The following is a 13132-nucleotide window of genomic DNA, read 5'->3' as shown; positions in this document are numbered from 1 at the left end:
CGCTCGCGGTTTACTCAGCCCGTTTACTCAGCCCGCACGCTGGTGGACAGTTCCGCCGGCCCCGACGATCCGGCGTCGTAATCCTCCAGCGGGACCGTGTCCCGTTGCCAGGCCTTCAGGACCGGCTCCACAATCCGCCAGCAGTCTTCTGCTGTATCGCCCCGGACGGAGAGCAGCGGATCGCCGGTGAGCACGCCCTCCAGCACTTCACCGTAGGGCAGGAGTTCGGATGCGCTCAGTTCAGCTTCAAGGGTGACCCGGCTCAGGCTGAGGATCTCGCCGGGTCCGTTCACATCGACGTCGAATTCGAGGGTGTCGGGCCCGAAGCCGATCCTGAGCTGGTTCGGCGAGTCCACCCCCGTGAATCCCTTCGGAAGGTGGGGGACGGGCCTGAACGTCACCACGGCCTCTTTGCGCTTCACGCCCATGGCTTTCCCGGAGCGCAGGATGAACGGGACACCCTTCCAGCGCCAGTTATCAATCCCCACCTGGATCTGCGCCAGGGTTTCAGTTCCCCGCGACGCGTCCACGCCGTCCTCCTTCGCGTAGTCGGGCACGTCCTTCCCGGCCACAGTCCCGGACGTGTATCGCGCCCTGCGGGTGGAAGCTGCATAGGGAGCGGGGACGCTGCTTGCCCGCAGGACTGTGGAAACGGCGTCGCGCAGGTCCCGTTCGCTGATGCTTGACGGCGGCTCCATGGCCATCAGGGCCATGATCTGGAGCAGGTGGCTTTGGATCATGTCCCGGAGCGCACCGGCACCATCGTAGTAGCGGGCCCGGCCCTCGAGCGCGAGGTCCTCGTCGAAGATGATCTCCACCTTCTCCACGTGCTCGCGGTTCCACACGGGCTCCAGGAAGTTGTTGGCGAAGCGCAGGCCCAGGATATTCAGCACCGTGGCCTTGCCCAGGAAGTGGTCGACTCTGTGGATGTGGTCCTCCGGCACCAGGCGCACCAGGGTCTGGTTGAGCGAGCGGGCGGATTCCTCGCTGGAACCGAAGGGCTTTTCCATCACCAGCCTCGTTCCGGGCGGTACCTGGTCCGGCCGGAGGGCTTCACAGGCGAGCTGGCTGATCCGGGGCGGCAGGGCAAAGTAGACGGCGGCGGGCCCCTCAAGGGTGGCGAGCAGCGACGCAAGCGCACCCCCGGCCGTGACATCCAGCTGGTGGTAGACGGTCTCCTTTTCCAGGTCCTCCAGTGCCCGCAGGCCGTCAGGGGAAGCCGATTTCGCGGACGCAGCGAAGGACGTACGGACCCTGTCCCGCCATTGTTCCGGGGTCCAGGGATCGGAGCCTGCGCCCACCAGGCGGAGGCCTGCCGCGCGGCCCGTGGCAACAAGCCGCGCCAGGCCGGGCAGGAGCAGCCGCCCGGTGAGGTCGCCGGAAGCGCCGAGGATGAGCAGGGTTTTCACTGTTGTCTGGCTCGTCATTTTGCCAGCATGCCACCTTGCGGGCCCGACTTGGTACCCTAGATAGTCGAGTCCCGATCATCCACTGAAAGAAGTGCACGGCGCGTGTTCAATTCACTCTCTGACCGGTTGACAGCAACCTTCAAGAATCTCCGCGGCAAAGGCCGCCTTACGGAGGCGGACGTTGACGCCACAGTCCGGGAGATCCGCCGCGCCCTCCTGGACGCGGACGTTGCCGTTCCCGTTGTCCGTGAATTCACCGGCAGGGTGCGCGAACGCGCCCTGGGTGCCGAGGTCTCCGGGGCCCTGAATCCAAGCCAGCAGATCGTCAAGATCGTTAATGAGGAGCTGGTGGAGATCCTCGGCGGCGAGACCCGCCGCATCCGCCTGGCAAAGAACGGGCCCACCATCATTATGCTTGCCGGCCTGCAGGGTGCCGGCAAGACCACTCTCGCGGGCAAGCTGTCCAAATGGCTGAAGGCCCAGGGCCACAGCCCCCTGTTGGTGGCCTGCGACCTGCAGCGTCCCAACGCCGTTACCCAGCTGCAGGTGGTTGGCCAGCGCGCCAAGGTGCCGGTGTTCGCGCCGCACCCCGGTGCCACCTACACCGAGCTTGAGCACCCGGCCGGGGACCCCGTAGAGGTTGCCCGCGCCGGTGTTGAGGAAGCCCGCCAAAAACTCCACGACGTTGTCATCGTGGACACCGCCGGCCGCCTCGGCGTTGATGCCGACATGATGGAGCAGGCACGGCAGATCCGCCGTGCCATTGTGCCGAACGAAGTGCTGTTCGTCCTTGACGCCATGATCGGCCAGGACGCCGTCAACACGGCGCATGCCTTCGATGAGGGCGTCAACTTCACCGGCATCGTCCTGTCGAAGCTCGACGGCGACGCCCGCGGCGGTGCCGCACTTTCCGTTGCGTCCGTCACCGGCAAGCCCGTGATGTTCGCCTCCACCGGTGAAGGCCTTGACGACTTCGAGCTCTTCCACCCGGACCGGATGGCGTCCCGCATCCTCGACATGGGCGATGTCCTCACGCTCATCGAGCAGGCCGAGAAATCCTGGGACAAGGACGAAGCTGCCCGGATGGCGAAGAAGTTCGCCGACCAGGAAGACTTCACCCTGGATGACTTCCTGGCGCAGATGCAGCAGATCCGCAACATGGGCTCCATGAAGAAGATGCTCATGATGATGCCGGGCGCGCAGAACATCCGCCAGCAGCTTGAGCAGTTTGACGAGCGCGAGATCGACCGCGTTGAAGCAATCGTCCGGTCCATGACACCGCATGAGCGCGTGGCGCCCAAGATCATCAATGGCTCCCGCCGCGCCCGCATCGCCCGCGGTTCCGGCGTGCACGTCTCCGAAGTCAACGGCCTCCTGGAGCGTTTCGCGCAGGCCCAGAAGATGATGAAGAAGATGGCCCAGGGCGGTATGCCCGGAATGCCTGGTATGCCCGGCATGCCCGGTGCGGGCGGCGGTGCGCGGAAGAACGCCAAGAACGCCCCCAAGAAAAAGGCCAAGTCAGGTAACCCCGCCAAGGCAGCCCAGGAGCGCAAGGATGCCGAGGCGCGCCGTGCGAATGCGGCCAAGGCACTGCCCACCGGGGCCGCCTTCGGCCAGCAGCAGGGCGACTTTGATCCCTCGCAGCTGAACCTGCCCAAGGGTTTCGACAAGTTCCTCGGCCAGTAACCACATCCGCAACCAGGCAGCGCCAGGTGTCGTTTTGAACCGTCAAAACGACACTTGGCGCTACTCACTTGGGATGTCCATGCCGTCGAATAGGGTTGGGTCATGTTCAAGCAGAGGGTAGTGTTCGTACACGGCGCCGGCAGCTTCGGCTCCGCGGCCTGGCCGCGCCAGCACGGTATGGCGCTGTCCTATGACGCACTGTTCCTGCGCCGCCACGGGTACCATCCTGTGGCTGAACCCGTTGAATCCTCCTTCGACGAAGACGCCGCCATTGTGTTGCGGTCCCTTGCCGACGACGGCAGGGGCGCCGCGGGCGGACACGTTGTGGCGCACTCCCAGGGAGCCATCGCAGCGATGATGGCCGCCGTCGAGCGTCCCGACCTTGTCTTTTCGTTGACCTTGGTAGAGCCCGCCTGCCTCTCGCTTACCGCGGAACTGCCGGCCACCTCGGCCCATATCGGGCTGATGCAACCCTTGTTCGATGTCCGGCACCAGATGAGCGACGACGATTTCCAGCGCGAGTTCGTCCGGCGGGTCTATGCTACGGACCTGCAGCAGCCGGCTACAGCGGAGGAGAAGCGATCCGCCAGGAGGCTCCGGCTGCAGGCCCCTTCCTGGGAGGCTCCGCTGCATATTGTCCCCGGCGTTCCCACACTGGTCCTCACGGGAGGGTGGGAACCGCTCTACGAGGAGATTGCCCGCTACCTGCGTGAGACCGGCGCCCTGCACCGCACGGCGGCGGGAGGGCACCGGCCCCATGACTCCCCGGAAGGTGACCGCATCATCCGCTCGTTCATCAGCGAGGTCAGCAGGAGCCAGCCTGCCAGGGCTTCCTGAATCCTGCCGGGGGCAGTTTCCCCGTCCGGCAAGCCCCCAATAGCCTGCCGGACGGAAATGGTGATGCAGCTACGGGCGGCCGCTCGCTGGAGCGGCCAGTTCCGGGAGGTAAACCTTGCCGCCCGCTGCAAGGAATTCCTCACTTTTCCCCCGCATTCCCGCTGCCATGTCCGCCACCGCCGCCTGCGACTCCGCTGACCCGTATTCGTCCCGGATGTCCTGGCTGATCCTCATGGAACAGAACTTGGGACCGCACATGGAGCAGAAGTGCGCTGTCTTGGCGGGTTCCGCGGGGAGGGTTTCGTCATGGAATGCCTCGGCGGTCACCGGGTCCAGGGATAGCGCAAATTGGTCCCGCCAGCGGAACTCGAAGCGTGCCTTGGACAGTGCGTCATCGCGTTCCTGCGCCCCCGGGTGGCCCTTGGCGAGGTCTGCGGCGTGCGCTGCGATCTTGTACGTGATCACCCCTGTTTTGACGTCGTCTTTGTTGGGCAGGCCCAGGTGTTCCTTCGGGGTGACGTAGCACAGCATTGCGGTGCCGTACCGGGCGATTTCCGTGGCGCCAATGGCCGAGGTGATGTGGTCGTACCCTGGTGCCACGTCGGTAACAAGCGGGCCCAGCGTGTAGAAGGGCGCACCCTTGCACAGCTCCTGCTGGCGTTCGACGTTTTCCCGGACCAGGTGGAACGGAATGTGGCCGGGGCCCTCCACCATCACCTGCACGTCGTACTTCCAAGCACGCTGCGTCAGTTCGGCGAGTGTGTCCAGTTCGGCAAACTGAGCGGCATCGTTGGCATCGGCCGTCGCCCCCGGCCGCAGGCCGTCGCCCAATGAAAACGCCACGTCGTACCTTGCGAAGATTTCGCAGAGCTCCTCGAAGTGCGTGTAGAGGAAGTTTTCCTGGTGATGGGCAAGGCACCAGCCGGCCATGATTGACCCGCCGCGGGACACGATGCCGGTCACGCGGTTGGCGGTCAGGGGAACGTACCGGAGCAGGACGCCGGCGTGGATGGTCATGTAGTCCACGCCCTGTTCGCACTGTTCAATGACCGTGTCGCGGAAGATCTCCCAGGTCAGCGCGTTTGCTTCGCCGTTAACCTTTTCCAGGGCCTGGTAGATGGGGACGGTCCCGATCGGAACGGGCGAGTTGCGGATGATCCATTCCCTGGTGGTGTGGATGTCGTCGCCGGTGGAAAGGTCCATCACTGTGTCTGCGCCCCACTGGGTGGCCCATTGCAGCTTGTCCACTTCTTCGGCGATGGAACTGGTGACCGCCGAGTTGCCGATGTTGGCGTTGATCTTCACCAGGAAGGCCTTGCCGATGATCATGGGTTCCGACTCGGGATGATTGATGTTGTTCGGAATGATCGCCCGGCCGGCTGCCACTTCGCTGCGGACCAGTTCCACATCGCAGTTCTCCCGCAGCGCCACGAAGCGCATTTCGGGGGTGATATCGCCCTGCCGCGCGTAGTGCATTTGTGTCACTTTCCGGCCTTCGACGGCGCGGCGGGGCACCGGACGGGCGCCCTTCCACTCCGCGCTGGCGGCACCGCGGCGTACAGCCGAGCGGCCGTCGTCGAGGAGGTTCCGTCCACGGCCGCCATAGATTTCCGTGTCGCCGCGCGCTTCGATCCATGCCGAGCGGAAAGGGTTCAGGCCGCGGACGGGGTCGCTCCCCGGGCCGGCAGTTCGGTAGATCCGGAACGGACCATTGGAGTCGCCGTTGGGTGAAGGTGCCAGGGCTATCTCCGTAACGGGCACGCGTATCCCGGATGCTTCATCGTGGACAAAGGCCAGGGAATGGGACTTCAGCGACTGCGTGACAGGAGCCTGGTCCTGGCCGCCTTCCGCTGCCGCGCCGGACGGAATCTGGGCAGGGCTTAACGGTGCAATGGGTGTACTCAAGGATTACTCACTTCCTTCGCCGGCATTACCCGGACAGGTTCAACGGTCGCAGGCTGCATCAGCCCGATCTCAGCCCCTGCAGGGGCACCCGTGTGGTCAGGAAGAAAGCTACCACAGCCTTTCGGGAGGGGCTTGTCACATGGCCGGTGCTAGCCTGACTGGCGGGAAAAGGAGTCCAATGCCGGAGATCATCGAATTCAGCGGCCCGGTGCTTGCGGGGCCGGACAGCGAGCGGCGGGGCCTGTGGTCCGTTGACGGGGTGTTGACCTTTACGCGCCCGCAACAACCCGCGGGCCGCGTGCTGGATGGCTGGGTCCTGCCGGGGTTCGTGGATGCCCACTGCCACATCGGGCTTGGACCCGGGGGCGCGGTGGAGGCAGCAGTTGCGGAGGAACAGGCCGGAACCGACCTGGACGCTGGAACACTGCTGGTGAGGGATGCAGGTTCCCCTGCAGACACGCGGTTCCTTCAGGGCAGCCGGAACGCCCCCGTACTCGTCCGCGCCGGCAGGCATGTTGCCAGGACCCGGCGCTATCTGCGGGGCCTCGCCGAGGAAGTGGAACCGGACGGCCTGGTGGAAGCTGTCCGGAAACAGGCCCGCGACGGCGACGGCTGGGTCAAGCTCGTCGGGGACTGGATTGACCGCGACGCCGGTGACCTGGCGCCGTCATTTCCGGCCGACGCCGTCAGGGACGCTGTGCAGGGGGTGCACGGCGAAGGTGCCCGGATCACCGCACATTGCTTTGGCGAAGAGACCCTGGACCAGATGCTGGACGCGGGGATCGACTGCATCGAGCATGCCACCGGGCTCCTGCCACGGCACCTCCCCAGGTTCGTCGAACAGGGCGTTCCCATCGTGCCCACTCTCATCAACATCGCCACGTTTCCGGATATCGCAGCCCAGGCAGAACCGAAGTTCCCCCGGTACGCGGCACACATGCGGGCACTGTGGGAGCGCCGCGCGGAACGGGTGCTGGAGGCGTATGAAGCAGGGGTGCAGATCTATGCTGGCACCGATGCCGGGAGCGTCATCCGGCACGGCAGGATCGCCGATGAAATCCTTGCCCTTCACCACGCAGGCCTGCCAATGGCCGCTGCCCTCGACGCTGCCTGTTGGGGCGCCCGGAGGTGGCTGGGAGCCGACGGACTTAAGGAGGGTGCCCGCGCCGACGTCGTGCTGTGCAGGGAGGACCCGCGGCAGGCTCCAGCAACGGTAGGCGAACTGGCACACGTCGTGCTGGGAGGGCGCGTCATCCGATAAGCCCGGAGCGGCCTGACTTTCAAGTCACTTGGAATAAATTGAAGCTTCAAGTAATTTTAACTGTCATAGGCCCCAATCCGAAGGGCCCAAGCACCGGGAGTTTTCAATGACTGCAGAAGCCGCCAGCCAGGATCTTCTTCCTGCCGACCTCGCCATGGGCACCGTAATGCTCAAGGTGGGCGACATGAAGGTGATGACGGACTATTACCAGCGTGCCCTCGGTCTTGAGGTTGTCGCTGAGCAGGACGGCGGGCTCTACCTCGGCCGGCTGCAGAAACCGCTCGTGCACCTCGCGCCCGCTCCGGGTCTGAACCTCCCGGACAGGGGAGAAGCCGGCCTCTTCCACACCGCGCTGCTGTTTGAGAACCAGGCGGACCTCGCCGCGACCGTTGCCACCGCAGCCCAATTTGAACCCCGTTCCTTCACGGGCAGCGCGGATCATCTCGTCAGCGAGGCCTTCTACTTCACTGATCCTGAAGGCAACGGCATCGAGCTCTATTGGGACCGGCCCCGCAGCAACTGGTCCTGGAACGGCGCCGACGTGGTAATGGACAGCCTGGTCCTGCCGCCCCAGCGGTACCTCGAGCAGCACCTCACTGAAGAGTCCCTTCAGCGCCAGCGCGGAAGTGTGGCAGGAGTGGGCCACGTCCACCTCCAGGTCGGCGACGTCCAGTCGGCCCGCGACTTCTATGTGGGAATCCTCGGGTTTGAAAAGACCGCAGGCTGGCACGGGCAGGCCTTGTTTGTCTCCGCCGGCGGCTACCACCACCACATGGCCATGAATGTCTGGAACAGCCGCGGCGCCGGTCCCCGCAAGGACACGCTCGGCCTCGGCGAGGTGCTCATCGAGGTGCCGTCCGGAGACGACGTCGGGGCGCTCGCAGACCGACTGAGGGTCGCCGGCCTGCCGGCGCACCACACCGGGGCCGAACTGCGGTTTGAGGATCCGTGGCGCAACCGGATCCGCGTAGCTGTCCGCTGACCCGGGCGTTCCCGTACTAGGCTGAACCCGAACGGCCGGGTGGCAGGCATTGCTCCCGGCCGGCACCACCGTCAACGGAAGAAGGGTACTTCCCATGGGCTTCACCGAGATCTTTGTTGCCACCCACGACGCCGCACTTAAGCGTGCCGGCGTCCTGGACGAAGGCGGCAGTGCACCGGCCGGCCAGGCTGTCCGGATCGCGGGGATCAGTGATTTCGAAGTTGAACAGCTCGGTGACCTCGCCGGAACTGCCGTGCACGCCGGCGGTGCCGACTATGAACTGACCATGGTGGACGTATCCAGCGATTCGCTGCTGGCCGTCCCGCCGGCCATGGTCCGTGCCCTGGCCGACCTGCTCTCGTACGAAACCGAAGGCGAAGGCAACATCCTGGATGACGTTGCCGGGCAGTGGGCAGCCCAGGACGACATGCCCTTCGATGCCGACCGCGCGCGGACCTATGTGCAGCAGTTGGCTGAACTGGCCAACAGCGTCGACGATTCGGAACGGACGGGGCTCTACGTCTGGTCCGCCTGAGCGGCCTGCCCCGGCCATCTTCCGGTCGCCGCCGTGTCAAGTCGAAATCCCGGCGCTGATCTGGCACAATAAACAGGTACTCGATCTGCGTGGCCCCTCTCTCCGCGTCCGGATCCTGTCCTTCGAACCCGCAAGTACGGCCCGCCCCACGGGTGCAGAACGCCGGGTTCACCCCTTTTCTGAAACAGGAGTGACCACAAAAGTGGCCGTAAAGATTCGCCTTAAGCGCTTTGGCAAAATGCGCGCACCGTACTACCGCATCGTCGTTGCAGACTCACGCACCAAGCGTGACGGCCGCGCCATCGAGGAGATCGGCAAGTACCACCCCACCGAAGAGCCCTCATACATCGAGGTCAACTCCGAGCGTGCCCAGTACTGGCTGTCCGTCGGCGCCCAGCCGTCCGAGCAGGTTGCCGCGATCCTGAAGATCACCGGTGACTGGCAGAAGTTCAAGGGCCTCCCGGGCCAGGAAGGCACCCTGCGGACCAAGACCCAGAAGGAAGCCTTCGTTGCCCCGGAAAAGGGTTCCGTGATCATCCCGGAAGCCATCACCAAGAAGGCATCCAAGTCTGACGCAGCCGAGGCACCGGCCGAAGCAGAGACCACCGAGGCTGAGTAAATTGCTGGCAGAAGCGCTGGAACACCTGGTCCGGGGAATCGTCGATTCCCCGGATGACGTCAAGGTCAGCTCGAAGAGCAACCGCCGCGGGGACACCCTCGAGGTACGGGTCCACCAGGACGATCTCGGACGGGTGATCGGCCGCCAGGGCCGCACGGCACGCGCACTGCGCACCGTTGTGGCAGCCCTGGCCGGCGGCGAACCGGTAAGGGTCGACGTCGTCGACACCGACCGCCGCCGCTGAGCGCTCAGCAACATCAGTTTTTGCTCCGGCCCCTCCACCAACGGTGGAGGGGCCGGAGTGCTTTCAGCAGAACACCGCCAACCACATCCAAGACAGAGGAACACATGCAGCTCCAGGTGGCACGAATCGGCAAACCCCACGGTATCCGCGGGGAAGTTACCGTCCAGGTCCTGACCGACGCCCCTGAGGACCGGTTTGTGCCGGGCACCGAATTTGTGGTTGAGCCGGCATCTGCTGGCCCGCTGACTGTCAACAGCGCCCGCTGGAACAAGGACATCCTCCTGCTGGGCTTTGACGGGATCGAGACCCGCAATGAAGCGGAAACCCTCCGCGGTGCCAAGCTCTTCATTGAAACCGAAGAGCTGGACGAGGACGACGACGAAGGCTGGTACGAACACGAGCTGGTTGGCCTGGAAGCCCGGATCGGTTCCCGCGTGGTCGGGAAGGTTGCCGCGCTCAACACGATGCCCGTGCAGGACCTGCTGCTGGTCAAGACCCCTGACGGGCAAGAGATCCTCGTTCCCTTCGTCGAGCAGATCGTGCCCGAGGTCAACGTTGAGGAAGGCTTCATCCTCCTCACCCCGCCGGACGGCCTGTTCGAGCTGAACTCGGACCAGGACGCCGCCCCGGAAACTGAAGGCAAAGCCTAAATGCGGATCGACGTCGTCAGCATCTTCCCGGAGTACCTGGCGCCGCTGGAACTGTCGCTGATCGGCAAGGCCCGCCAGGACGGGATCCTGGACCTGCGCGTCCACGACCTCCGCACCTTCACCGCCGACAAGCACCGCACAGTGGATGACACGCCTTACGGCGGCGGCGCCGGAATGGTGATGAAGGCTGAACCGTGGGCGCAGGCGCTCTCATCCATCGCAGCGGACCGTCCGGAAGATGCGGGCAAGCCGGTCCTGATCGTTCCATCGCCGGCGGGGGAGCGCTTCACCCAGGCCCTCGCCTACGAGTTGGCGGAACAGGAGCACCTCGCGTTCGCCTGTGGTCGTTACGAGGGCATCGATGAGCGGGTCATCGAGTGGGCCCGCGAGCACTTCATCGTCCGCCCCGTGAGCCTGGGCGACTACGTCCTGAACGGCGGGGAAGTCGCCGTCCTGGCCATGGTCGAGGCCATCGGCCGCCTCCTGCCTGGCGTCGTGGGGAACCCCGAGTCGCTGGTGGAGGAGTCCCATTCCGACGGGCTGCTGGAGTACCCCGTCTACACCAAGCCTTCCATCTGGCGGGAGCGTGAAGTGCCGGCCGTGCTGCTCAGCGGCAACCACGGCAAAATTGCGCAGTGGCGGCGCAGCGAACAGTTCCGCCGGACGGCGGAGCGCCGCCCGGACCTGCTCGAAACGTTCGACGCCGGGAAGCTGCCCCGTGCCGAACGCACCGCCCTGCAGGACCTGGGCTACGACGTCGTCGACGGCCGCCTGCTGCGCCGCCCGGACGCGCCGGGGGAACAGCCGCGCTGACCCGCCGTTTCCGCCGTGGTAATCGTGGGTAATTGGCTGTACGTGCCCGACTGTGGCAAAATTAGTCCTTGTGTCTGCTGGGTCCGCACCTGCCACAGGGGGAGCGCAACCAACAGCCAAGACAACCGGCCTCTTCAATCAGTGAAAGAGGACGGACACTTACCTTTCGGCAGAAATTTCCGGTAGCGCTGCAAGTGCCCGGGCTTGGCTGCCGTGACCCAAAGTGAATGACCTGTGGCGTTCACCAGGAGTGCAAATCATGCATATTCTCGATTCCGTAGATGCAGCTTCGCTGCGCACCGATGTTCCCGAGTTCCGCGCGGGTGACACCCTCAAGGTTCACGTGAACATCATCGAAGGCAAGAACACCCGTGTCCAGGTTTTCCAGGGTTTCGTCCTGGGCCGCCAGGGCGACGGCATCCGCGAGACCTTCACGGTCCGCAAGGTTTCCTTCGGCGTCGGCGTGGAGCGTACCTTCCCGGTGCACTCCCCGATCATCGAAAAGATCGAGCTCGTCACCAAGGGTGACGTGCGCCGCGCCAAGCTTTACTACATGCGTGCACTGCGCGGTAAGGCTGCCAAGATCAAGGAAAAGCGCGACTTCAGCACCGCCAAGTAAGTCCTTTACAGACCTACGAAGGCAGGGCCGCAGCCGTATCCGGCCAGCGCCGGAGCCATGCACCAGCGCCCAGGATACGGACTTATGGACCAGACGAAACGCCAGCCCGGAAAAACGGGCTGGCGTTTTGTGTTCCTTGCCCTCGTCCTCGCCATTGCAGTCAGCGGGTTGGTCCGGTCACTGTGGCTCGATGTCTACTTCATTCCGTCCGAGTCCATGGAGCCGGTCCTTGAGGGCGGGGACCGCATCCTGGTGTCCCGGACAGATTTCCGGGCCGAATCCATCCGGCGGGGCGACATCGTGGTCTTCGACGGCCGGGGAACCTTCGCGCCGCTGAACAGCGGCAAGGGCCCCGTGGCGGACGCAGCGTCCGCCCTAACCCAATGGCTTGGCCTCACCGGCAGTGACACCACCTATGTAAAACGGGTCATCGGCTTACCGGGGGACACTGTGGTCTGCTGCGGTGCCGACGGCAGGATCACCGTTAACGGGCAGCCGCTGGACGAGCCATACATATTTCCCGGTGATGCCCCCAGCACGCAGAAGTTCAGTGCAGAGGTCCCGGAGGGGCGGTTATGGCTGCTGGGTGACCACCGGTCGTTGTCAGCCGATTCCCGGAGCCTGCTGGGTGCGCCCGGCGGGGGAATGGTGCCGGTGGACCGTGTTATCGGCAGGCCGGTCCACATCATCTGGCCGCTTGATAGATTTGCAGAAGTACCTCGGCCGCCAGCGGCAGGACCCTCAACAGAGAACGGACAGTAAATGCCCGAGAACCACGCGCGGACACCCGAACCGCGTCCCGACGGCGCTTCGGATTCCCGGGCCGACGCCGCGGGTCCGGCGGTGCCTGCTCCCGCGCCCGCGGGCAGCCGTGCCGCTGCAAAGGCCAGCGAGAGCTCCGGCGGGAGCCAGGTGCTTTCCTGGCTGAAGGAGATCGCTACGGTGGTGGTGATCGCGGTGGTGCTTTCCTTCCTCATCAAGACCTTCCTGTTCCGCGCGTTCTTCATTCCCTCCGAGTCCATGGTCAGCACCCTGGACATCGATGACCGGATCTTTGTTAATCTCCTGGTGCCTGAACCCTTCTCGCTGAGCCGCGGCGATGTGGTGGTCTTCCGCGACACCAAGGGTTGGCTGCCGCCTGCCGAGGAAAAACCCGAAGGACCATTCAGTTGGGTCCAGGACGGCTTGACCTTTGTTGGCCTGCTGCCGGACAACTCCGAGCAGCACCTGGTCAAGAGGGTCATCGGGCTGCCGGGGGACCACGTGGTCTGCTGTGACGACGCCGGTAAACTGACCATTAACGGGAAGGCCATCAACGAAAGCTACGTCAACCCGGCTGAGACCCCTCAGATACGCAACTTCGATGTGACTGTCCCCGAAGGCAAGGTGTGGGTGATGGGCGATAACCGGAACCATTCCGCTGACTCCAGGGCGCACATGGATTCCGACGGCGGTTTCATCGACATCGCCGACCTCGAAGGCAAAGCCGCGGTCATCGCCTGGCCGCTGAGCCGCATCACGACCCTGGGTAACTACCCGGACGTGTTCCGGAGCGTACCGGCGGCTCCCTGA

14 protein-coding genes and 1 riboswitch are annotated in these 13132 nt (G+C 64.8%); of the genes, 12 read left to right on the top strand and 2 right to left on the bottom strand.

Going from position 1 to position 13132, the window contains the following annotated elements; translation table 11 throughout:
• Nucleotides 1-23: 23 nt before the first annotated feature.
• A complete protein-coding gene (locus AC5RUQ_RS05750) occupies nt 24-1427 on the bottom strand; it encodes a glucose-6-phosphate dehydrogenase (RefSeq protein WP_493946428.1) in 1404 nt (467 codons plus the stop codon).
• Between the two features lie 84 nt (nt 1428-1511).
• On the opposite strand from AC5RUQ_RS05750, the gene ffh reads away from it, so the two are divergent.
• Entirely contained in the window at nt 1512-3095 is a 1584-nt protein-coding gene (gene ffh / locus AC5RUQ_RS05745; RefSeq protein WP_493946427.1) for a signal recognition particle protein, read from the top strand.
• A 102-nt stretch (nt 3096-3197) separates the two neighbouring features.
• A complete protein-coding gene (locus AC5RUQ_RS05740; protein WP_493946426.1) occupies nt 3198-3932 on the top strand; it encodes an alpha/beta hydrolase in 735 nt (244 codons plus the stop codon).
• A gap of 69 nt (nt 3933-4001) precedes the next feature.
• Here AC5RUQ_RS05740 and thiC read toward each other — a convergent pair whose 3' ends face one another.
• Complete coding sequence (gene thiC / locus AC5RUQ_RS05735) at nt 4002-5837, bottom strand: phosphomethylpyrimidine synthase ThiC (protein ID WP_493946425.1); 1836 nt, start codon at nt 5835-5837, stop codon at nt 4002-4004.
• Nucleotides 5832-5939, bottom strand: a riboswitch (TPP riboswitch). (Overlaps the previous gene by 6 nt.)
• Before the next feature lie 76 nt (nt 5940-6015).
• Here thiC and AC5RUQ_RS05730 point away from each other — a divergent pair.
• The 10 genes from AC5RUQ_RS05730 (at nt 6016) to lepB (AC5RUQ_RS05685) (ending at nt 13132) form a co-directional block, all read left to right on the top strand.
• Entirely contained in the window at nt 6016-7098 is a 1083-nt protein-coding gene (locus AC5RUQ_RS05730; RefSeq protein WP_493946424.1) for an amidohydrolase family protein, read from the top strand.
• A 106-nt stretch (nt 7099-7204) separates the two neighbouring features.
• Nucleotides 7205-8080, top strand: coding sequence for a VOC family protein (locus AC5RUQ_RS05725; protein WP_493946423.1), 876 nt, complete (start codon nt 7205-7207; stop codon nt 8078-8080).
• 94 nt (nt 8081-8174) lie between these two features.
• Nucleotides 8175-8615 (top strand): hypothetical protein, encoded by a 441-nt coding sequence (locus AC5RUQ_RS05720; protein WP_256248671.1) that lies wholly within the window; start codon nt 8175-8177, stop codon nt 8613-8615.
• A gap of 202 nt (nt 8616-8817) precedes the next feature.
• On the top strand, nt 8818-9234 hold the full coding sequence (gene rpsP / locus AC5RUQ_RS05715; protein ID WP_163162679.1) for a 30S ribosomal protein S16: 417 nt from the start codon (nt 8818-8820) through the stop codon (nt 9232-9234).
• 1 nt (nt 9235) lies between these two features.
• Nucleotides 9236-9478, top strand: coding sequence for an RNA-binding protein (locus tag AC5RUQ_RS05710; protein ID WP_013601399.1), 243 nt, complete (start codon nt 9236-9238; stop codon nt 9476-9478).
• A gap of 104 nt (nt 9479-9582) precedes the next feature.
• Nucleotides 9583-10128, top strand: coding sequence for a ribosome maturation factor RimM (gene rimM, locus AC5RUQ_RS05705; RefSeq protein WP_493946422.1), 546 nt, complete (start codon nt 9583-9585; stop codon nt 10126-10128).
• On the top strand, nt 10129-10941 hold the full coding sequence (gene trmD / locus AC5RUQ_RS05700) for a tRNA (guanosine(37)-N1)-methyltransferase TrmD (protein WP_493946421.1): 813 nt from the start codon (nt 10129-10131) through the stop codon (nt 10939-10941).
• Nucleotides 10942-11200: 259 nt separating this feature from the next.
• A complete protein-coding gene (gene rplS, locus AC5RUQ_RS05695) occupies nt 11201-11560 on the top strand; it encodes a 50S ribosomal protein L19 (protein ID WP_163162685.1) in 360 nt (119 codons plus the stop codon).
• 84 nt (nt 11561-11644) lie between these two features.
• Nucleotides 11645-12322, top strand: a complete 678-nt coding sequence (gene lepB, locus AC5RUQ_RS05690) for a signal peptidase I (RefSeq protein WP_493946420.1) — start codon at nt 11645-11647, stop codon at nt 12320-12322.
• A complete protein-coding gene (lepB, locus tag AC5RUQ_RS05685) occupies nt 12323-13132 on the top strand; it encodes a signal peptidase I (protein ID WP_493946419.1) in 810 nt (269 codons plus the stop codon).

The organism is Arthrobacter sp. MDT2-3, from assembly GCF_059090465.1.
Note: the sequence above shows the minus strand (reverse complement) of the source record. Positions and strands in the feature narration are given on the sequence as shown.

Excerpts from the sequence above, each read along its gene's own strand:
- AC5RUQ_RS05750 (WP_493946428.1), bottom strand. The coding sequence starts at position 1,427 with ATGACGAGCCAGACAACAGTGAAAACCCTGCTCATCCTCGGCGCTTCC.
- AC5RUQ_RS05725 (WP_493946423.1), top strand. The coding sequence starts at position 7,205 with ATGACTGCAGAAGCCGCCAGCCAGGATCTTCTTCCTGCCGACCTCGCC.
- lepB (WP_493946419.1), top strand. The coding sequence starts at position 12,323 with ATGCCCGAGAACCACGCGCGGACACCCGAACCGCGTCCCGACGGCGCT.
- rplS (WP_163162685.1), top strand. The coding sequence starts at position 11,201 with ATGCATATTCTCGATTCCGTAGATGCAGCTTCGCTGCGCACCGATGTT.
- trmD (WP_493946421.1), top strand. The coding sequence starts at position 10,129 with ATGCGGATCGACGTCGTCAGCATCTTCCCGGAGTACCTGGCGCCGCTG.
- lepB (WP_493946420.1), top strand. The coding sequence starts at position 11,645 with ATGGACCAGACGAAACGCCAGCCCGGAAAAACGGGCTGGCGTTTTGTG.
- AC5RUQ_RS05740 (WP_493946426.1), top strand. The coding sequence starts at position 3,198 with ATGTTCAAGCAGAGGGTAGTGTTCGTACACGGCGCCGGCAGCTTCGGC.
- AC5RUQ_RS05730 (WP_493946424.1), top strand. The coding sequence starts at position 6,016 with ATGCCGGAGATCATCGAATTCAGCGGCCCGGTGCTTGCGGGGCCGGAC.
- rimM (WP_493946422.1), top strand. The coding sequence starts at position 9,583 with ATGCAGCTCCAGGTGGCACGAATCGGCAAACCCCACGGTATCCGCGGG.
- AC5RUQ_RS05720 (WP_256248671.1), top strand. The coding sequence starts at position 8,175 with ATGGGCTTCACCGAGATCTTTGTTGCCACCCACGACGCCGCACTTAAG.